Annotated in this window: 18 protein-coding genes; 15 read left to right on the top strand and 3 right to left on the bottom strand. The window is 62.8% G+C overall.

The genetic code is table 11. The features are described 5' to 3' along the window. The first annotated feature begins 29 nt into the window (after positions 1-29). Complete coding sequence (locus DKB74_RS01985; protein ID WP_145960874.1) at positions 30-2,849, top strand: PAS domain S-box protein; 2,820 nt, start codon at positions 30-32, stop codon at positions 2,847-2,849. Then, on the top strand, positions 2,846-3,466 hold the full coding sequence (locus DKB74_RS01980; protein ID WP_109806423.1) for a response regulator transcription factor: 621 nt from the start codon (positions 2,846-2,848) through the stop codon (positions 3,464-3,466). The genes DKB74_RS01985 and DKB74_RS01980 overlap by 4 nt, the downstream gene beginning before the upstream one ends. A gap of 16 nt (positions 3,467-3,482) precedes the next feature. Here the strand turns inward: DKB74_RS01980 and DKB74_RS01975 are convergent, their stop codons facing one another. Both DKB74_RS01975 and DKB74_RS01970 read right to left on the bottom strand, forming a co-directional pair. After that, positions 3,483-3,842 carry a hypothetical protein gene (locus DKB74_RS01975; protein ID WP_109806422.1) on the bottom strand — a complete coding sequence of 120 codons (360 nt, stop codon included), beginning with the start codon at positions 3,840-3,842 and terminating at the stop codon, positions 3,483-3,485. Positions 3,843-3,956: 114 nt separating this feature from the next. After that, positions 3,957-5,330: an alginate export family protein gene (locus tag DKB74_RS01970; protein ID WP_109806421.1), complete on the bottom strand. Its 1,374-nt coding sequence runs from the start codon at positions 5,328-5,330 to the stop codon at positions 3,957-3,959. Between the two features lie 254 nt (positions 5,331-5,584). Between DKB74_RS01970 and DKB74_RS01965 the strand changes: the two genes are divergently transcribed. Next, positions 5,585-7,540 (top strand): methyl-accepting chemotaxis protein, encoded by a 1,956-nt coding sequence (locus DKB74_RS01965; RefSeq protein WP_109806420.1) that lies wholly within the window; start codon positions 5,585-5,587, stop codon positions 7,538-7,540. A gap of 244 nt (positions 7,541-7,784) precedes the next feature. Here DKB74_RS01965 and flaF read toward each other — a convergent pair whose 3' ends face one another. Then, positions 7,785-8,147, bottom strand: a complete 363-nt coding sequence (gene flaF, locus DKB74_RS01960) for a flagellar biosynthesis regulator FlaF (protein WP_109806419.1) — start codon at positions 8,145-8,147, stop codon at positions 7,785-7,787. A 109-nt stretch (positions 8,148-8,256) separates the two neighbouring features. On the opposite strand from flaF, the gene DKB74_RS01955 reads away from it, so the two are divergent. From DKB74_RS01955 to DKB74_RS01900, 12 genes are all read left to right on the top strand, one after another. Further along, positions 8,257-10,689 carry an HAD family hydrolase gene (locus tag DKB74_RS01955; protein ID WP_109806418.1) on the top strand — a complete coding sequence of 811 codons (2,433 nt, stop codon included), beginning with the start codon at positions 8,257-8,259 and terminating at the stop codon, positions 10,687-10,689. Beyond that, a complete protein-coding gene (locus DKB74_RS01950; protein ID WP_109806417.1) occupies positions 10,686-11,525 on the top strand; it encodes a class I SAM-dependent methyltransferase in 840 nt (279 codons plus the stop codon). Before DKB74_RS01955 ends, DKB74_RS01950 begins: the two co-directional genes overlap by 4 nt. Before the next feature lie 102 nt (positions 11,526-11,627). Continuing rightward, positions 11,628-12,512 (top strand): flagellar motor stator protein MotA, encoded by an 885-nt coding sequence (gene motA / locus DKB74_RS01945; protein ID WP_109806416.1) that lies wholly within the window; start codon positions 11,628-11,630, stop codon positions 12,510-12,512. After that, positions 12,487-12,975: an STAS domain-containing protein gene (locus DKB74_RS19090; protein WP_338062877.1), complete on the top strand. Its 489-nt coding sequence runs from the start codon at positions 12,487-12,489 to the stop codon at positions 12,973-12,975. Before motA ends, DKB74_RS19090 begins: the two co-directional genes overlap by 26 nt. Continuing rightward, the gene (locus DKB74_RS01935) at positions 12,972-13,337 is read left to right on the top strand and encodes a response regulator (protein ID WP_109806415.1); all 366 of its coding nucleotides are present in this window, start codon (positions 12,972-12,974) and stop codon (positions 13,335-13,337) included. The genes DKB74_RS19090 and DKB74_RS01935 overlap by 4 nt, the downstream gene beginning before the upstream one ends. Then, on the top strand, positions 13,334-15,523 hold the full coding sequence (locus tag DKB74_RS01930; RefSeq protein WP_109806414.1) for a chemotaxis protein CheA: 2,190 nt from the start codon (positions 13,334-13,336) through the stop codon (positions 15,521-15,523). Before DKB74_RS01935 ends, DKB74_RS01930 begins: the two co-directional genes overlap by 4 nt. Then, positions 15,520-16,011: a chemotaxis protein CheW gene (locus tag DKB74_RS01925; RefSeq protein ID WP_109806413.1), complete on the top strand. Its 492-nt coding sequence runs from the start codon at positions 15,520-15,522 to the stop codon at positions 16,009-16,011. Before DKB74_RS01930 ends, DKB74_RS01925 begins: the two co-directional genes overlap by 4 nt. A 50-nt stretch (positions 16,012-16,061) precedes the next feature. Next, positions 16,062-16,904 (top strand): CheR family methyltransferase, encoded by an 843-nt coding sequence (locus tag DKB74_RS01920; RefSeq protein WP_109807059.1) that lies wholly within the window; start codon positions 16,062-16,064, stop codon positions 16,902-16,904. Next, positions 16,901-17,938 carry a protein-glutamate methylesterase/protein-glutamine glutaminase gene (locus DKB74_RS01915; protein ID WP_109806412.1) on the top strand — a complete coding sequence of 346 codons (1,038 nt, stop codon included), beginning with the start codon at positions 16,901-16,903 and terminating at the stop codon, positions 17,936-17,938. The genes DKB74_RS01920 and DKB74_RS01915 overlap by 4 nt, the downstream gene beginning before the upstream one ends. After that, on the top strand, positions 17,938-18,327 hold the full coding sequence (locus DKB74_RS01910) for a response regulator (RefSeq protein WP_193504338.1): 390 nt from the start codon (positions 17,938-17,940) through the stop codon (positions 18,325-18,327). The genes DKB74_RS01915 and DKB74_RS01910 overlap by 1 nt, the downstream gene beginning before the upstream one ends. Before the next feature lie 10 nt (positions 18,328-18,337). Next, positions 18,338-18,865 carry a chemotaxis protein CheD gene (locus tag DKB74_RS01905; RefSeq protein ID WP_109806411.1) on the top strand — a complete coding sequence of 176 codons (528 nt, stop codon included), beginning with the start codon at positions 18,338-18,340 and terminating at the stop codon, positions 18,863-18,865. Then, positions 18,865-19,197, top strand: coding sequence for a hypothetical protein (locus DKB74_RS01900; RefSeq protein WP_109806410.1), 333 nt, complete (start codon positions 18,865-18,867; stop codon positions 19,195-19,197). The genes DKB74_RS01905 and DKB74_RS01900 overlap by 1 nt, the downstream gene beginning before the upstream one ends. Position 19,198: the final 1 nt, after the last annotated feature.

Genomic DNA, 19,198 nt, shown 5'->3' with positions numbered 1-19,198 from the left:
TCGCGCGTCACACCCGGAATGGCAAGCCATTGCGGCAACGGAATAAGGCTGCGGTACCGGGCTTCACTTTCCGTTTCCCGAGCTGCCTTTTTTTGGCTAGGCTAAGGTCGCCAGGGTCAGGGGCCAGAGGCGTGTCGACAAAAGACGTACTAACCATAGAGAATAGTGAAGGCGGCAAAGAATGGCCCGCCGGCGTGATAGCAAGCGTGCTGTGCGCGTTATTTGCAGTTTTCTGCAGCCTAATTTCGGTAATGGGTTGGATACTGCATTTTCCCTGGGCTGACGAATGGGACCGCCACTATCTCGCGATACGTCCATTAACTGCCCTCGGCTATTGCGCGCTTGGATCGGGCATCATGGCGCTCGTTTTCGGTCGGCATTGTATCGCCTGCGGCTGCTGGATCGTTACCGCGTTCATCGCGCTGCTCTCGATTGTGCAAGCCGTGATCGGCGGCGCTCCGTTATTCGGGCTGTTCGGAAGTCTCGCAGTCGATGAGGCTACCAGCCTGCCGCTGGAAAATCCGACGGCGTTGTTCGTTCTCCTTACACTCTCCGCATTCGCATCCTGTCGCGCCGCTCTGATCAGGAATGAGAACAAGGCCGTTTTCGCCAGTACGGCAATCGCCTTTGCGGTGATTTCCATACCCTTGGCGCTCCTGTCTTCGCACAAGGCCGGAGAACAAGGATTGTTCGCCAATTCGATCCCCGGATCATTGTCTGCGCTGGCGATCGCTGCCGCATTGATAATCTGGAATTTTCGCCTGACGCTGATTGCAGGTCAGGCGGAACCCGATCCGTCCTGGCGGATGGCACGCGTGCTTCTGCCGGTCATGCTGCTTTTGCCTGGACTGCCATCGCTGATCGAATTGGTGCTTGAGAACCGTTCGCTGCTCTCGCCCGCATCGCGCGAACTGACGGTAGTTATCGGGAATGTCCTCATCATCGCCGCTTTCTCGATCTGGGCATTGCGCCGCGTCGGCACGGACCATGAGCGGATGGCCGATCTCAACCAGACCCTCGATTATGCGTCGATCGTCACCGTCGATCAGGAAGGCATCATCCGGCACTGGCCGAAAGGATGCGAACAATTTTACGGATGGTCCGGCGCCGAAGCGGTTGGAAAGAATAAATATGAGCTGCTCCAGTCGCGATGCCAGTCGCACTGGTCATCCGGCCTTCCCCACCGGCCGCCATCGGACACCCAGGAACTCGTCGAGGTTCGTAAAGACGGGACCGAAGTTTCGGTGGTCGAACATCTCAACCAATTTTCCGGCCGAAACGGGGATTTGCGGCGGGTTTTGACCGTGATCGACGTGTCGCCCACCGCAGAAGCGGTTCGGGCGCTCCAGGTGAGCGAGGAGCGGCTCGCTGCGGCCACTGCGGCGCATCAGCTCGGCGTTGTGGATTTCAACGTTACCACCGGAATGTTCGAATGGTCCCCCGGGGCAGAAAGCCGCCTGGGTTTGAAGCCCGGAAGCGTCCGCGACTTCGAAAGCTGGCTGACCATGGTCGATCCGGAGGACGCCGCGCGCTTTATCGAAACGTTGCGACATGTGATGGACGAGCAGGCCGAGTATTTCAATTATCGCTACCGCTTTCTTCCGCCCGATGGCTCGCCGCGCTCGATCGAAGGATCGGCGCGCGCCTATTACGATTCCGACGGGATGCTTGTCCGGATCGTCGGCGTCATACTCGACGTAACCCTGCGCGCAGAAAGCGAGGAAGCGCTGCGCGCAAGCGAGGCGCAGTTACGATCGATCTTTGACACGGTCCCGGATCCGATGGTCGTGCTCGACGCGAAGGGGAAGATCGAGCGGTTCAGCTCAGCCGCCGAGAAACTGTGGGGCTATACGACCAGAGACGTTATCGGAAAGCATGTATCGCTCCTGATCCCGTCGGCAACCTGGGACGAGGCCGAAGAAGCGAGCGGAGAACCCTATCTACTCCGCCGGGCGAACAACTTCGTCGATCGCGCGATCACCCTGACCGCGAAGGCGTCATCGGGCCGCCTCATCCCGGTTGAGGCCCGGACCAGCGCCGCAAGAGTTGGCGGGCAGACGCTTTTCACGGTCTTCTACCGCGATCTGAGCGAACAGCTGGCGAACAAGGAACGGATGAGCGACCTCAACGCCGAACTGGCACATGTGTCGCGCCAGAGCGCGATGAGCGAGCTGGCGGCCGATCTTGCCCATGAGCTCAACCAGCCGCTGAGCGCCGCCGCCAATTTTCTCGCGGCGGCGCGCATGCTGATCGACAGCGACGGCGAAACCGAGCGCGTCAGCGACCTGTTGCGCATGGGCGCCGAACAGACCCAGCGTGCCGGGCTCATCATTCGTCGACTGCGCGAATTCCTGGCCAAGGGCGAAGTCGAGATGCGTGCCGAAGCGCTCGAGCCGGCATTACGGGAAGCTGCGGAACTGGTGCTGCTCGGCACGGGCCAGTTCGATATTCAGGTAACCTATGATCTCGACCCTGTGGCGCGACTGGTATTCGCCGATCGGATTCAAATTCAGCAGGTGGTTGTCAACTTGTTGCGTAATTCGATGGAAGCGTTGCGTACCTCGCGCAACACGAGCCGACAGATAGAAATTACTTCCCGAAAGCTGGATGACGATCATGTCGAAATATCGGTATCCGACAATGGTCCCGGCATCCCCGACGCATTGTTGACGCAACTTTACGCGCGATTCACTTCTACAAAGGATGGTTCGGGAATGGGGATTGGACTTTCGATCAGTAAGCGTATCATCGAAGCACATGGTGGCACATTAAGCGCCGAGAACAAGGCGGAGGGCGGAGCGAAATTTTCCTTCACCCTACCCACCGTGGGAGAGGTGGAGGAAGTATGACTCGTACCATTTACATCGTCGATGACGACGATGCCGTTCGCGCGTCACTGCACGGCCTTTTGTCGGTCCAGCCGGATCTGGTGATCCGGGGATTCCGAACCGGAGACGCCTTTCTCGAAGAAGTGCCCGAACTCGATCCCGGCGTGGCACTGCTCGATTTTCACATGCCCGGCTCCAGCGGCCTCGATGTTCTGAAGAAGATCGGCGAGGATGTCCGCTTCGCACCCGTCATCCTGACCGGCCAGGGCAATGTCACGCTCGCCGTGGAAGCGATGAAGGAAGGCGCGCTCGATTTCATCGAAAAGCCCTATGAAGCCGAGGAGTTGCTGTCGATCGTCGATGCGGCCTTCTCGCGGCTGGATCAGGACAGTGTCGAAGCCTCTCGCGTCCAGTCCGCACAAGCCAAGATCGACAAGCTGTCGCCGCGCGAAACCGATGTGCTGAAGGGACTGATCGAAGGCCGGTCGAACAAGATCATCGCCTATGATCTGGATATCAGCCCGCGCACGGTGGAAATCTATCGTGCCAACCTGATGGAGAAGCTGGAAGTGCGCAGCCTTTCGGAGGCGTTGCGCATTGCCTTTGCCGCAGGACTGTTTCCCAAGGAGACCAGCTGAAACGCCAGCCGACCTGTCAGCTGGCGCCCAGCCAGCGCTCGACCAGTTCCACGATTTGGACCGCAGCTTCCGCGCGCGGCATATAGCGGATGCGGTCGCCATGTTTCGCATCGTCCGGGGAGCGTTGCGAAATGATGATGATGTCGCTCCAGCGGGGTTGCGCAAGGAGCCGTTCCGGATCGCCATCGGGCAGACGCGCGAGCGTATCGTCATCGAGCACGAGGATGGTGCGCTTGCGGACCATCCGCGCCAACGCCCGATCGTCCAGGTCGCGAATGCTGATCACATCGACGCCAAGAAGCGACAGCCGCGCGGCGAGAATGCTGCGCAATCCCGTCTCGGCAATGTTCAGAACGAAAAGAGCGCTTGCCGCCACAACGCGTTTCCTGAGAACCAAGCGTTTTCGATGGGCGTCGTATTCCCCCGATATCGACGAAAGTCGATATCGGGGATGTACCTAGCGGCCAGCGAACAGCGTTGAAACGACCGCTTAGAAGCTCGCCGAAAGAGCGGCGTAGCCATAATGCGTATCCCCATTGCCCGACGCATTGGGCGCGTCTTCCATGAAGCGGCCATTGGCGAACACCGCACCGCCCAGTTCGAGCCGGAGCCGCTTCTTGATCAGCCAGTAACGCGCACGGGCTTCGACCTGGGTTCCGGCATAAGTGCCGGCATTGCCGCTGGCGTCGCGCACACCGGTCTTGGCGAAGCTGTCGGTTTCGCTGTCGAGCCATGCGCCGCGTACCGCCGCGAAAAAGTCGAGGTCGGACGCCGGCTGGAACGAGAAGCGGACGCCCGGCGAAACAATGTTGTTCCAGCTGAGCGGGCCATAAATTCCCGTCGGACCGAACGGCGTGCGGCGCGCGCCGTACAGCATGTCGAAACGGCCGAACTGGCCGGCATCGCGCCCGTCGCCGGTGGCATAATCGAATTCGAGGGCGATGCGCGGTTTCATCGACCCGGCAAAGGACCAGCCCGCTTCGATATGCGCGAAGGCTGCGCCGACATCGATGTCGGTACTATTCGAAGCAGCCGAACTGCTGCGGATCGTGCCGAACTGGCCGGCGCCTTCGACATCAAAGTCCAGGCGGCCGGCTGTCGGCTTGCGATAGAGGCGCGCGCCGATCGTCGTCAGATGCCGGTTCCGGGTCGCGCTGTCGGGCCTGTCATGCTCGGCAAGGCGATAGACATAGATTTCGCCGGACGTCGCGGAAAACAGCCCGGCGCGGGCGACATGCGCACCAAAGATCGTCACACCGTCGGACACGCTATCCAGCGCGACCTTGTTGTCGCGCAGTTCAGCGGCGCTGGAAGGCCGCGTGGCGAACGGATGCGCCCAGAATCCGGTTACGTTCGTCCCGCCATTCTTCCAGTTCAGCTGCGCGCCGGCATAGCTGACGATGTTGTTGGCATAGCCCGGCGTGCCGATCAGGCGGCCCGATCCGAGCGATTGGGTAAAGCGACCTGCCTTCAGGCGCGCTTCGCCGCCCATCGGCGCGAAATCAACTGCAATCCAGGCCTGGAGCGGTTCGAGCGCATTCATGCTGCTGCTGCCCGCAACCGAATCTCTTTCGATCGAAAGCGCGCGCGAGTCGCGCAGTTCGCCACCGATCGCGACCGGACCGAAATCGGCCTCGGCATTCACCTGAAGCCGCGAAGTGAGCAGAAATTCCCCATTCGCCGATCCGGGCCGGAACTGACCGTCGATCGCTTCGGCAAGAACGCGCAGATCGGCGTCAATCGAAAGCGTCGTGCCACCGTCTTCAGCGGTCTGCGCCTGAGCCGTCGTGGCGCAAACCGAAACTGCAATCGCCAGCGCGGAGGCACGCAGCATCGGCGCCTGGTGAACGGGCTTGAAACGCATTCATATTCTCCTGTCGGATGTTCGCATTAATTATAGGAACATACCGAGCAGGCAGAACTCCACGCTTCATCCGTGAAACTACGGCTGGCCGATTAATACCTGAATAATATTCTGATTCAAATAGATAATGCGGCCCTTCCGATTTTTCGGCGATCGACATTTGCGTCCAAAGCACGCCAGTCAGCGCGCAAATATCCTATAATGCGGCTGATTCCTTCATTTCGTTGATCAATCCAAACAAGCCGGAGCCAAACATGCTCGCATTCTTTTCCAATTTGCGCATTTCGGCGAAGATCCTTCTCGGTATCTCGCTGCTGGCGCTGCTTTCCGTTTTTGTGGCCGGGCTGGGCGCGGTATCGCTGAACGCTACCGCCAAAGAGGCACTGACGCTGTCGGACCGCGACGCCGAAGCGATCCGCCTGGCGGGTGTCATCACCACCTCGCAAAATCGCGCCGAGCGGCTCTGGCTGATGTCGGTGATCGAACATGACCGGGCGGACTTCGAAACGCTGGTCGGCGACGTCAAGACCACCTTCGCCAGGATCGATGAATCGGTCGCCTCGCTCGAAAAGCTGATGGCAGAAGATCAGCGCGCAAAGTTCGTCGAACTGCGCAGCGCGCTGGAGGAATATCAGAAGCAGACGGCGAAGATCCCGCCGCTGTGGTACCAGGACCGCCTGGGCGATGCCGAAGACGTGCTGCAGCATGATTCGAAAGAGCCGTTCGAAGCGGCAGACGCCGCCGCCAACGCGATCGCAGACTCAGTGCACGAACGCGCGGTAGCGAGCTCGGTGGCGCTGGGCGAAGATGCCAATGCCACGATCTGGACGCTGATCGTCGTATCCGCGATCGGCCTGCTGTCGATCGTCGGCATGATCTATCTGTTGATCCGCAAGCAGATCACCGGACCCCTGGTGGCGATGACCGAACGCATGGGCCGTCTGGCCGAAGGCGACACCTCGATCGAAATCCAGGGCAATCAGCGCGGCGACGAAATCGGCGACATGGCGCGCGCAGTGGTCGTATTCCGCGACAATGCGCGGACGCAGGCCACTGCCGCCGCCGAGAAGGCACAGGCTGAGGCCGAGCAGAAGCGAGTCGTCGAAACGCTCGGCGAATCGCTGCACGCGCTGTCGCAGGGCGACCTGACCGTCACCATCGTGCCTGAATTCCCGCCGGCCTATGCCGAAGTGCGCGCGAACTTCAACGACGCGACCAACGCACTGCGCGACCTGATCGGCTCGGTGATGGAATCGACCACCACCATCCGCACCGGCTCGCAGGAAATCGCGGCTGCATCCGAGGATCTGGCGCGCCGTACCGAAGGCAATGCCGCCAGCCTGGAGGAAACCTCCGCTGCCGTCACGCAGATGGACGATCGCCTCAGAGCGACGGCCGCCGCTGCGCAGCGCACCGTCGAACGCGCCGATGGCGCCATCGCCACCGTCACCGGCGGTCGCAATGTCGCGGACGAAGCGGTTCAGGCAATGGGCCGCGTATCGGAAAGCGCCAAGGGCATCGACAGCGTGATCGAAGGGCTCGACAAGATCGCGTTCCAGACGCGAGTCCTCGCCATGAACGCTGCCGTCGAAGCTGGCCGCGCCGGCGAAGCCGGTCGCGGTTTTGCGGTGGTCGCCGATCTGGTTTCCGCACTCGCGATGCGCGCCGAAGAGGAATCGAAGCGCGCCCGCGATCAGCTGACCGTGACGCAGACCGATATCGTCGCCGCAGTGGACATGGTGCAGAAGGTCGATGGCGCGCTCCAGAACATCTCTGGCGACGTCAGCGAAGTCCATGCGCTGCTGGGCAATATCGCCACCGACAACCAGGCGCAGTCGACCGCCATCACTCAGGTGAGCGCCGCCATCGGAACGATGGATCAGACGACTCAGCAGAATGCGGCCATGGTCGAGGAAACCTCGGCAGCCGCCCGCAACCTGTCGAGCGAAGTGGTTGCACTCGCCGAGCGCGCCGCGAAATTCCGGGTCGGCAACACGCATGTGTCGGCATTGTCGGTTGCCGCGGCCACACGCTCGACCAAGCCGGCTCCGGCAAATGCCAGCGTCAAGGCAGTCGAAAACAAAGCGACCGCGCCGGCCAGAACCGCTGCCGCCACGGCAAAGACGTCGGGCGAATATCGCTCTCCGGTCAAGGCACTGCCCGGCCCCGCGCCGAGCGCCGATGGAGGGGAGGACTGGACGTCCTTCTGAACGGATAAACACCGCAACGATCGAGGCCCGGAGGCGATTGCTTCCGGGCCTCTTTTGATTCCGGAGCCGGCGGGCTCTGTGCTGTCCGAAAGGGAGCCCGCCAGCCCTGGCGCGCTTGTGCAGTGCGAATGCGTCAATTGCGCGTCACGCTTGTGGCGCGATGGGGATGGCACCGCTCCGGACATAAAAAAGGGAGCGTACCGGCATCGGTACGCTCCCTTTCATTTCGCAGGATGCTGGCCGATCAGGCAGCGAGCGACTGGGTTCCCCGCAAGCCATCGAGAACCGTGCGATTGATTTCGATGAGATCATCGATGCTTTCGCGGCCGGCCATCACTTCGCTGGTGAAGCGATCGACCCACAAGGAAAGCGACACGATCTGCGCACGCAGCGCATCGGGAAGGCCATTGCCCTGCGCACCGCAATCGGTGGCGAAGGCCGACCACATTTCACGATTGCGATGCAGCGGCGTCATGAGCGCCGCGCCGGTCAGTCCGGCGTCGCGCGCAATCATCATGTCGCCGATGATTTCGCCGATCAGGCGCTGTTCGGCCGCGCGGGGAGTTTCGGCCCGGCTCCGGGCCGCCTGGTAAGCATTGACGGACATCGAATACTCCTTCGGTGACCTCACCATTTTAGACGGTTCCGACGCAAAGGCTGAACTCATCCTATAAGAAATAGGCGTGCATCAGGGCGCGCGCTTTCCGTGAGGAACCATGTCCGAATTTATCCTGCCGCATGCGATGCCGCACGCGCTCGACGGGCGCGACGACATCAAGCTGCTTTCGCTCGACTGTTTCGACACGCTGTTGTGGCGCGATACGCACGCGCCGACCGATCTGTTCGAAGCCTTTGCCGATACTTCGAAGCTTCAGCGCTGCTGGGCCGAGCACCGCGCCCGCGACGCATCGAAAATCCGCCGTGGACGCAACGAAGTTGCGATTGCCGAAATCTATGCCGAGCTGCTGCCCAATGCGCGCAAGCAGGACCGCATTGCCGCCGTGCAGCAGGAACTGGATGCCGAAGCACGGCATTGTTTCGCCTTCGCGCCCACTGTCCGGCTGATTCAGGAAGCGAAGCGGCGCGGCATTCCCACCATCATCGTCAGCGACACCTATCTCGACGCCGACCAGCTTCGCGGTTTGATCGCGGCGGCTGCGGGCGAGGAGATCGCGGCGCTGATCGACCGGATCTTCTGCTCCTCGGTACTGGGCCTTTCCAAATCCGAAGGGCTGTTTCGCGACGTGCTGAAACAAGTCGACGTGAAGCCGGCGGAAATCCTGCACATCGGCGACAATGCCAAGGCCGATGTCGACGGCGTAAAGCCCTTTGGCGTGCAGACGCTGCACCTTCGACAATTCAGCGACGCGAGTGCCCAGCGCCTGCGTCTCGAAGCCGCTGCCGGCGCGATGCTCCATGCCGAAGTCGCGGGCTCTGCCGGTACGCCGCAGCCGCACCGCGCGACGATTGCCGCCATCGAACCGCAAATCGCCGACAGCGCCGAACGTTTCGGTTTCGCTACGCTGGGGCCGGTGTTTCACAGTTTTGCACGCTGGCTTGCCGATGAAGCCGCAGCGATCGAAGCCGAACGTGGCGGCCGCGTCCATTATCTTTTCTTGATGCGCGACGGGCATTTGCCGATGCGCATGCACGCGGCAGCAGGCAACCCTGCCCCCGCCCATGCGATCGAAATCAGCCGCTACACTGCCACTGCGGCCAATCTGCGCACTCCGGAAAGCATCGCCCGCTTTCTGGAGGCCGAAGGCGGCACCGACATGCCGACGATCGCAAAGCAGCTGTTGCTGACCCCGGCCGAGATCGCGACGCTGGCGCGCGAAACATCCGACATGCAGTCGGGCGCAGCATTTCTGAAGGCCGTTCGCGGCCCACGCTGGACGCGCGTCATCACGCGCAAGAGCCGCGCATTCGCGCAGCGGCTGGTACACCATGTCCGCGCCGCCGCGCAGCCGGAAAAGGGCGACACGCTGATGCTGGTCGACCTGGGCTATAATGGCAGCGCGCAGAACGAAGTCGATGCGCTGTTGCAGGAGTCGCTGGGCGTACATGTCGCGGGCCGCTACCTGCTGCTGCGCGAACAATGCCGCACCGGATTCGACAAGCGCGGCTTCATCGATGCCGCCGATTATGACGGCAACACGCTGGAAGCGATGTGTGCCAATGTCGCCGTGATCGAACAGCTGAGCACTGCCGCGCAGGGTTCGGTGGTCGATTATGGCGAAGACGGCACGCCCGTGCGTCGGGGATCGAGTATCAAGGCACGCCAGAGCGAAGTGCGCGAGCGGGTTCAGGCCGGTTGTCTGCGCTTTGCAGAGGCGCTGGATCGCGACGTGCTGCGCACCAGTCCGCACGCGACCACGGTGATGTGGCACCAGGCCGCGGCCGCCGCGCTGATGCGGTTGATGTTCCTGCCGCTGGCGCCCGAGCTCGAAGTGCTCGGCGAGTTCGAGCATGACGTCAATCTGGGCACCGACCAGACGGTTTCGCTGTTCGACCGCGCAGTCGCGTCCCACGGCCTGCGTCAGCGGGGGCTCTTCTACATGAAGGGTGCTTCGCGCATGTATCTGCCTGCCGAGCTGCAGGGCGAAGGGCTCGCGCTCAAACTCTCGCTGCTGGCGCATCGCCGCTTCGGGCTGAAGCTCAAAAATGCCGATTTCGCCGACCGCAGCATCGCCCTGCCCGTCATCGTTTCCGACGGCACGCAATCGACAACCGGCAAGGTGACCGCGACCGCCACGCATGACGGCTATTATGTCGCGCCGATCCCGGTGGGCGATTGCCGTTTCACGGTCGGTGTCCAGTTCGGCGCGCTGTTCGAATATGTCCAGATCGACAGCGCGATCTTCATGCCGGTCGAGCGTTTCATGAGCGACAAGCAACGTCCCGGATTCGACGAAGAGGAAGCGCTGCCCGGCCTGCACGGCATGGACCAGGTCGCGCCGCACCTGTTCCGCTGCGACGACGGCTTTTCGTTCATGACGGTCCCGCCGCCGCCGCGAAAGGACGCTCGTCCGATGATGCTCGCGCTGGTGTTTCGTCCGATCGCCGAGCGCGGCAGCGAACAGGCAAGCGCAAGCCCGCCCGCAGCGCAGGCAAGTTCCCGATCGCAGCTTAGCGGAGTAGCCGCATGACCAACCTTCTCATCCATTCGATGTCGGAATTCAGCGACCTGATCCTGGGCTGCCTGAATGCCGCCGAAGCACGTCATATTGCAGAGATCGGCGCCGAATTCGGCGGCATGTCGCAACTGCTCGCAAATCATGCTGCGCAGCATGAAGGGTCGCTGACCAGCATCGATCCTGCGCCCAAGCCCGGCTTTGCCGAATGGGCCGCATCGTCGGATTGTGTCACGCATCTCGCCGACACCAGCCACCGCGCAATGCCGGGGCTGCACGATATCGATGCATGGGTGATCGACGGCGATCACAATTACTATACCGTGCTGGGCGAACTGCGCATCGCCGACGAACTGGCGCGCCGCGACGGCAAACCGCTGCTCGCCTTTCTGCACGATGTCAGCTGGCCCTGCGCCCGACGCGACATGTATTATGCACCCGATACGCTGCCGCCCGAATGGGTGCATCCGCACAGCTGGGACGGCGGCGTGACGCTGGACGATCCGGGCATCCGCATCGGCCGGGGCTTTCGCGGCGCGGGCCAGTTCGCCTTTGCCAATCGCGCCGGCGGTCCGCGCAACGGCGTGCTGACCGCCGTCGAGGATTTTCTGGACGAAGCGCGCTCGGCCGATCGCTCGCTCGCCTGGGCCCATGTCCCGGCGGTGCTGGGGCTCGGCATCCTGTTCGACGCCACGGCGCCCTGGGCGGCCGACATCGCCGCGCTGGTCCATCCCTGGCACGACAACAACCTGATCGCGACGCTCGAGCTCAACCGGTTGCGCAACTATCTGGCGGTCATCGATTGCCAGGATCGCGAGGCTTCGCGGATCGGCGGCAGGGCTGCGGCCTGAACATTTCGGGGCGCGGAACATGCTTTTGTTTTCGCGTCCCGCCCCGCCCCCTCAATTCTTCCTATAATTCTATCGTATCCAGGGAAACGAAGCACCTAAGTCATGTTAAACGCAGTCGGTTTCATAATCATTCTGGGCTGTGTCTTCGGCAGCTTCATGATGGCTGGCGGGAAGATGGACATCATCACCCACGCCCTGCCGCATGAGCTGATGGCGATCGGCGGCGCCGCGATCGGCGCCTTCATCGTCGGCAATTCGATGGCCACGGTGAAAAAGGCGGTTGCCGGCCTGCTGCGTGCGTTCAAGGGCTCGCGCTGGAAGAAGACCGACTATGCCGATCTGCTGACGCTGTTGTTCCAGCTGCTTTCGACTTTCAAGAAAGGCGGCGCCACCGCGATCGAACCGCATCTGGACAACCCGCACGAAAGCAATCTGTTCAGTGCCTTTCCCCGGATCGTGAAGGATCACCATCTGGTCGAGTTCATCGCCGATTATCTGCGGATGATGACGGTCAATTTCGAAGACCCGCATCAGATCGAAGCGGCGATGGAAGCCGATATCGAAAAGCACCATCACGAAGAGCTGGGGCCCCAGCACGCGCTGCAGCTCATGGCCGACGGCCTGCCCGCGATCGGTATCGTGGCGGCGGTGCTGGGCGTCATCAAGACGATGGGTTCGATCGACCAGCCGACCGAGATCCTGGGTGCGATGATCGGCGGCGCGCTGGTCGGTACCTTCCTGGGCGTGCTGCTCAGCTACTGCGTGGTCGGCCCGCTCGCCGCCAAGCTCAACGAGACCATCGAGGAGGACAGCAAGCCCTTCTCGATCGTGAAGACCGCGATCGTCGCCTATGCACAGGATGTGCCGGTGCAGGTCGCGATCGAAATAGCCCGACGCATGACGCCCAGCGCCTATGCGCCGACTTTCCAGCAACTCGAAACTGCACTCGACGAGGCGAAAAATGGACTCTCCCCAGCAGCCGCCTGAGTTCGTACCCCAGTTGGTCGATCTCGAGGACATCCTGCCTGTCGATGGCGATCCGGTCGCTGCCGAAGGCGTGGACGCCACACCCGCACCCGAAGCGGCCGAGGCCGCCGCGACCGAAGGCGCCGAACCCGTCGCCCAGGCCGCGGACGGTATCGAAAATGCCGCCGTTTCCCCCGACGACCGCACGATGCGGTTGCCGGCGCACGCCACTACCGTCACCGCCGAAGACCTGAAGGTCCGCATGGTGCTCGCGACCGATCTCGATGGTCAGGTGGCGATCGACGCCAGCGATGTCGAAAGCGTCGGCCAGGCCGTGCTTCAGCTGCTGGTCGCCGCCCGCCAGGACGCGGAGCGGTCGGGCCATGCATTTTCCATCAACAACCCCAGCCCCGCATTCGTCGACCGCGTCACGCGCTGCCGTCTGGCCGACGCCATCGGTATTCAGTCCGGAGAAAGTCTGTGAGCAAGTTGATCCTTACTGTCGATGACTCGGCGAGCATGCGCATGCTGCTAAAGGCGTCGCTGACCGCGCAGGGTTATCGCATCGAAAGCGCAAATGACGGCGAACACGGCCTCGAGCGCATGCACGAAGTGAAGCCCGACCTGCTGATCACCGACATCAACATGCCGAAGATGGACGGTTTCGAGCTGATCGAAGCGGTCCGCGCCGAAGGCGGTTTCAAGGGCACGCCGATCCTGGTCCTCTCGACCGAATTTTCGGACGAGAAAAAGACCCGCGCGCGCAATGCCGGCGCCACCGGCTGGATCACCAAGCCTTTCGAGGCCGAGAAACTGGGGGCGGCGATCCGCCGCGTGTGCCCGTGAGCGATGAACTCGACGAAATCCAGGCGATCTTCTTCGAAGAGTGCACGGAAGGCCTGACGGTCGCCGAAGAGGGACTGTCGGCCATGCAGAATGGCGACACCTCGGCGGATACCATCGCCAGCGTGTTCCGTGCGGTCCATTCGATCAAGGGCGGCGCCGGAGCCTTCGGCCATGTCGCGCTGACGCATTTTGCGCACAGCTTCGAAAACCTGCTCGACGCGGTTCGCGGCGGCAAGATCGAACCGACCCTGCCGCTGGTAAAGGTCATGCTGATCGCGTTCGACACCCTGTCGGATCATGTCTCGGCAGCGACCGGCCAGGCCGACGTCCCCGAGGACGCCGATATGATCGCGCGCCTGGACGGCATATTGGTCGCCGGCGGCCTGAGCGACGAGGATGAGGGCCTTGCGCCTGCGCCTTCGGCGCAGGCCCCTGCCCCGGATGCTGCCAAAGCGTCCGAACCGTCCGCCGAGGACGCCGACCCGTTCGGTTTCGAACCGGTGACGGTCGATATCGCCCAGCTGGACGGCGACAAGGGCGGCCCTGCCGACTGGCTGGTCCGGTTCGTGCCGGGCAATGGCGATCTGGCAAATGCCGGCGAACCGTTGCTCGTCGTGCGCGAAGTCGAAACACTGGGCGGCGAGATCATCGCCGTGGATCTGGGCGATATGCCCGGGCTGCGCGATCTGGATACCGAATCCGCCTATTTCGGCTGGACGCTGCGCGTGCCGGGAACGGTCGAGGAATCCGCGATCCGCGATTGCTTCGATTTCGTCTCGCCCGAAGCAGTGGTCGAAATCACGCGGGAGGAAGGCGCGGTCGCAATGGCTGCGGCGCCGGAACTGCCCGACGTGCGTGCCCAGGTCGATCCGGCCGGCGATCTCGACCAGATGCTGTCGGTGGTCCAGTCGATTGCCGAAGTGACTGCGGTCGCTTCGCCGTCACCCGGCACCGATGCGCCCAGGGATGTCGGCACCAAATACCCCGACAAGCCGTCGGAAGCCGTGTCGCAGACCATCCGTGTCGATCTGGCCAAGCTCGACATGCTGCTCAACCTTGTCGGCGAACTGGTGATCCGCAACTCGATCCTGTCCGATCGCCTGTCGTCCGCCGATCAGCAGCGCGTCGAGCTGCCTGAGCTGGCGCGCCTGACACGCCAGATCCAGGACAATGTCATGTCGCTGCGCGCCCAGCCGATCCGGCAGGCGTTCAGCCGCGTCCCGCGCATGCTGCGCGATCTGGGCGCGGAAACCGGCAAGAACATCAATCTGGAAACGATCGGCGACACGACCGAAGTCGACAAGGGCGTTATCGAGAAGATCGGCGACCCGCTGACGCACATGATCCGCAACGCAGCGGACCATGGCATCGAAAGCGCCGAGGAACGTATCGCAGCGGGCAAATCGCCCGACGGCACGATCCGCCTTTCGGCCGAACAAAAGGGCGCGCGCATCTTTGTGCGGGTCAAGGATGACGGCCGCGGCATCAATCGCGAGAAGGTGTTCGCCAAGGCTGTCGAAAAGGGCATCGTCCCCGCCGACGCGCAGCTTTCGAACGAGGAAATCGATCAGCTGATCTGCGCGCCGGGCTTCTCGACTGCGGACACGATCTCCAACATCTCGGGCCGCGGCGTCGGCATGGATGTGGTCCGGTCGAATGTCGAAGCGCTGGGCGGACGCGTCGAAATCGCGTCGGTTCCGGGCGAAGGCACGACCTTCACCATGATCCTGCCGCTGACGCTGGCGATCCTCGACGGGATGATCGTGCGGCTTGCCGGTCAGCGCTTCGTGCTGCCGCTGGCCCATGTCATCGAAACGATCCAGCCCGAACCGGGTCAGGTCAAGCGGACCACGCCGAACAACGAAGTCATCGACATGCGCGGCGAATATCTGCCGATCAAGCGTGCGACGGAGATTTTCGGCCTCAACGACGACCGGCCGATCGAGGACTCGCTGGTGGTGATCGTGGAAAGCGACACCGCCGGACAGGTCGGCCTGGTGGTCGATACGATCGACGATCGCCGCGAAGTCGTGATCAAGAGCCTCGACCAGAACCTGCACCCGATCCGCGGTCTGGGCGGCGCAACCATCCTGGGTGACGGCTCGATCGCCCTCATCCTCGACATCGAAGCGCTGGTCGCTTCTCCAACGCAAACTCGTTTCTCGCCGAAAGGAATGGCAGCATGAGCAACAACGACACCGTTGCCGACCGCAAGATCGTCACCTTCACCCTGGGCAAGCGGATCTTCGGGATCGACATGACCTCGCTGATCGAAATCCGCGAATGGGAGGAACCGACCCCGCTGCCCAACGTCCCGCCGTTCATCAAGGGCGTGACCAATCTGCGCGGCAACGTGATCCCGGTGGTCGGCCTGTCCGAGCGTCTGGGCTGGGAACCGAGCGCCATTCATCCGCGCTCGTGCATCCTGGTCGTCAGCATCGCGGGCAAGCAGGCCGGTTTCCTGGTCGATGAAGTGACCGACATCGTCGCGATCAACAGCCAGGAAGTGCAGCCCGCACCCGATGTCGAAATCGGCGAACCGAGCGTGATCGCCGGGCTGGTGCGGATCACCGCACGCGGCGCCGATGGCACCAAGTCGCAGGAAGGCCAGATGGTCCTGCTCCTCGATCTCGATGCCCTGAGCCTCACCAAGCACCTGGACTTGGCGGCGTGACCCCGGCCGGCGCAAGCGCCACGGCGGCGCTCGCCGGCGGCTCAGCGGTCATGTCGGCGGCGCATAATGCGGAACTCAATCCGCGTGAATTCGCCGCCATTGCCGCCATCATGCAGTCGGACGCGCGCATCGCATTGAGCGAGGCGAAGGTGACGCTCGTCCAGTCGCGGCTGGCGCGGCGGCTTCGCCAACATGGGCTGGCCTCGTTCGCGGAATATGTCCGGCTGGTCGAAAGCGATGCCGAGGAACGCGGCAAGATGGTGGTGGCGCTGACGACCAACCACACGCATTTCTTTCGCGAACCGCATCATTTCGATCACCTGCGCGAAACGCTGATACCCTTGCTGCAGGAAAAAGCGGCGCGGCGCCAGCCGATCCGCATCTGGTCCGCCGGATGCTCGTCGGGCGAGGAAGTCTATACGATCGTCATGTGCCTGCTCGGCCCGGATCGAACGGCGGCTTCCTGGCTTCGCAATGCCGACATCCGGCTGCTGGCGACCGACATTTCGCCGCCGGTGGTCGAATCCGTCCGTCGCGCCTGGTATCCGGACAACGCCGTCCAGGCGATCCCGGAAGCGTATCGCAACGCATGGATGCAGCCGTCGGACGGCGGCTATGTGATGGCCGATGCCGCGCGGGCGATGGTCACCGCACGGGTGCTCAACCTGTTCGAACCATGGCCGCTCAAGGCGCAATATGACGCGATCTTCTGCCGCAACGTCATGATCTATTTCAACGACGACGCGAAGGAAGAGCTCGAGCAGCGCTTCGTCGATCAGCTGGCACCCGAAGCCTATCTCTATATCGGCCATTCGGAACGGATGATCGGCCCCGCGTCGCAACAGATGCGCAGTTGCGGACACACAATTTATCAAAAGGGAGAGTCGCGATGAGGGCGCCGGTACGGACACTGATCGTCGATGACAGCGCCTCGATGCGCGCGACATTGAAGCGCATATTGTCGGCGGACCCGGAAATCGAAGTGGTCGGCATGGCGCCCGAGCCCTTTGCGGCGCGGGAAATGATCAAGTCGCTCGATCCCGACGTCCTGACGCTCGACGTCGAAATGCCGGGAATGGACGGCCTGTCCTTTCTCGAAAAGATCATGCGGTTGCGACCGATGCCGGTGGTGATGTGCTCGACACTCACCGCGCGCGGAGCGGCAGTGACGATCGAGGCGCTGCGCCTGGGCGCAGTCGATTACGTGACCAAGCCGAGCGGGACGCCCGAAGACATTGCCCGGGACGCAGCATTGCTGTGCGCCAAGGTGAAGTCGGCGGCACGTGCCGCGGTGCGGGCGGGCCCCAATCCGCTGCCGCGCGCCGCAGCGCCTAGTCAGGGCACTTCGTCCGACGCGGTGATCGGCATCGGTTCGTCGACCGGCGGCGTCGAGGCGCTGTTCTCGCTGCTGCCGGCACTGCCGGAAAATTGTCCGCCGGTGCTGATCGTTCAGCACATGCCCGCCACCTTCACGCGCAGTTTTGCCGAACGCCTGAACGGAGATTGTGCGGTTCGTGTCGTCGAAGCGACCGATGGCACCAGCCTGGAGCGTGGAACCGTCTATATTGCTCCTGGGAGCCAACGGCACATGGAATATGCAAGAGGACGGATAAAGCTGAAGGACGGCGATCCTGTGGGCGGCCATCGCCCGGCGGTCGATATCCTGTTCCGTTCGCTCGTTCCGCTGGGTCGGGCCGCAGTCGGCGTGATCCTGACGGGCATGGGGGCGGATGGCGCCGCCGGCCTTCTGGAAATGCGCCGGGCCGGCTCCCGCACACTTGCCCAGGCACGCGACAGCTGTGTCGTCTGGGGAATGCCGCGCGCCGCGATGGAAATCGGGGCGGTGGAAAAGGAACTCAGCCTGTCGGCCATGCCCGAGGTGATCCTCGCGGCCTGCCGCACGCATACGTTGACAGGGGATGTCTGATGCCAGCTGCATCGCAGATCAAAGTGATGGTGGTGGACGACCAGACCAGCATGCGCGCCATGATCCGACGCGCCCTGCAGGATCTGGGTTTCAAGGACGTGCGCGACAAGGCGAGTGCTCCCGAAGCACTTGCATCGGTGCGCAGCGACCGGGTCCATCTGATCATCTCCGACTATAATATGCCCGAAATGGATGGCCTGCAGTTCCTGCAGAACGTCCGCGCCGATCCCGTGATCGGCAAGACGGTGTTCATCATGCTGACCGGGTCTTCGGACCGCGAAGTGGTGCAGAAGGCCGCGGCGCTGGGCGTCAACAACTATGTGGTGAAACCCTTTGCCCCGGCTGCGCTCAAGGAAAAGATCGAGCGCGTCTTTGGCGAGCTGACCTGAGGATTGCCGGATGCGCCGTATCTCCATCATCCAGGGCGATCACGCAGTGGTCTCCGAACCGGATGTGATGATCTCCACCCTGCTCGGCAGCTGTGTCGCCGTCTGTCTCTATGACCCGATCGCGAAAGTGGGCGGCATGAACCACTTCCTGCTCGGCGAACCGAGCGAAGGCCAGGCGCTGTCCGCCATCGACATGCAACGCTACGGCGTTCATGCGATGGAACTGCTCATCAACGGAATGATGGGGAAAGGCGCTTCGCGGGCACAGCTGCGCGCGCATATCTATGGCGGTGCCAACATCATTTCCGGGCTCGGATCGATCGGCTCGTCCAACGCGGCGTTCGCCCGCCGCTTCATGGAAACCGAAGCGATCACGATCGGCCATTGCGATGTCGGCGGCACGTCGGCGCGCAAGGTTGAGTTTCTGCCGCATGACGGCCGCAGCCGCTGCACCAAGGTGTCGCAGCAGGTGGCCGAGACCGCACCTGTCGCGAAACCCCAACCCGCCGCCCATCGCGGCGAACTGGAGCTGTTCTGATGTCCTGTCTGCCCGTACCCTCGCAGCCCGTTCCCGCGCAGTCGCTGCCCGGATACGATCCCTATTCCCGGGTACTGCACAGCGTCCTTGCAAAGGAGGTCATCGAGATCCGCGAAAAGCTGGAGGCGCTTGCGGAAGTGCTGGTCTGCGATGAGCATTTCGCCGCCAATTACCTGGGGCAGTTGCAAACTTTCGACTATCTGATCCAGCATGCCGACGAATGTGCCGGGCTGATGACGCGCATCGCCGATGGCGAGGATTCGCTCGAGGCGATCGGCTATGTCCGCCTCGGCGCGGTACAGGATCGCCTCCGCCGCGCACTGGGAGGCTGAA

This window comes from Stakelama portus, assembly GCF_003171655.1.
Classification (GTDB): Bacteria; Pseudomonadota; Alphaproteobacteria; order Sphingomonadales; family Sphingomonadaceae; genus Sphingomonas; species Sphingomonas portus.
Note: the sequence above shows the minus strand (reverse complement) of the source record. Positions and strands in the feature narration are given on the sequence as shown.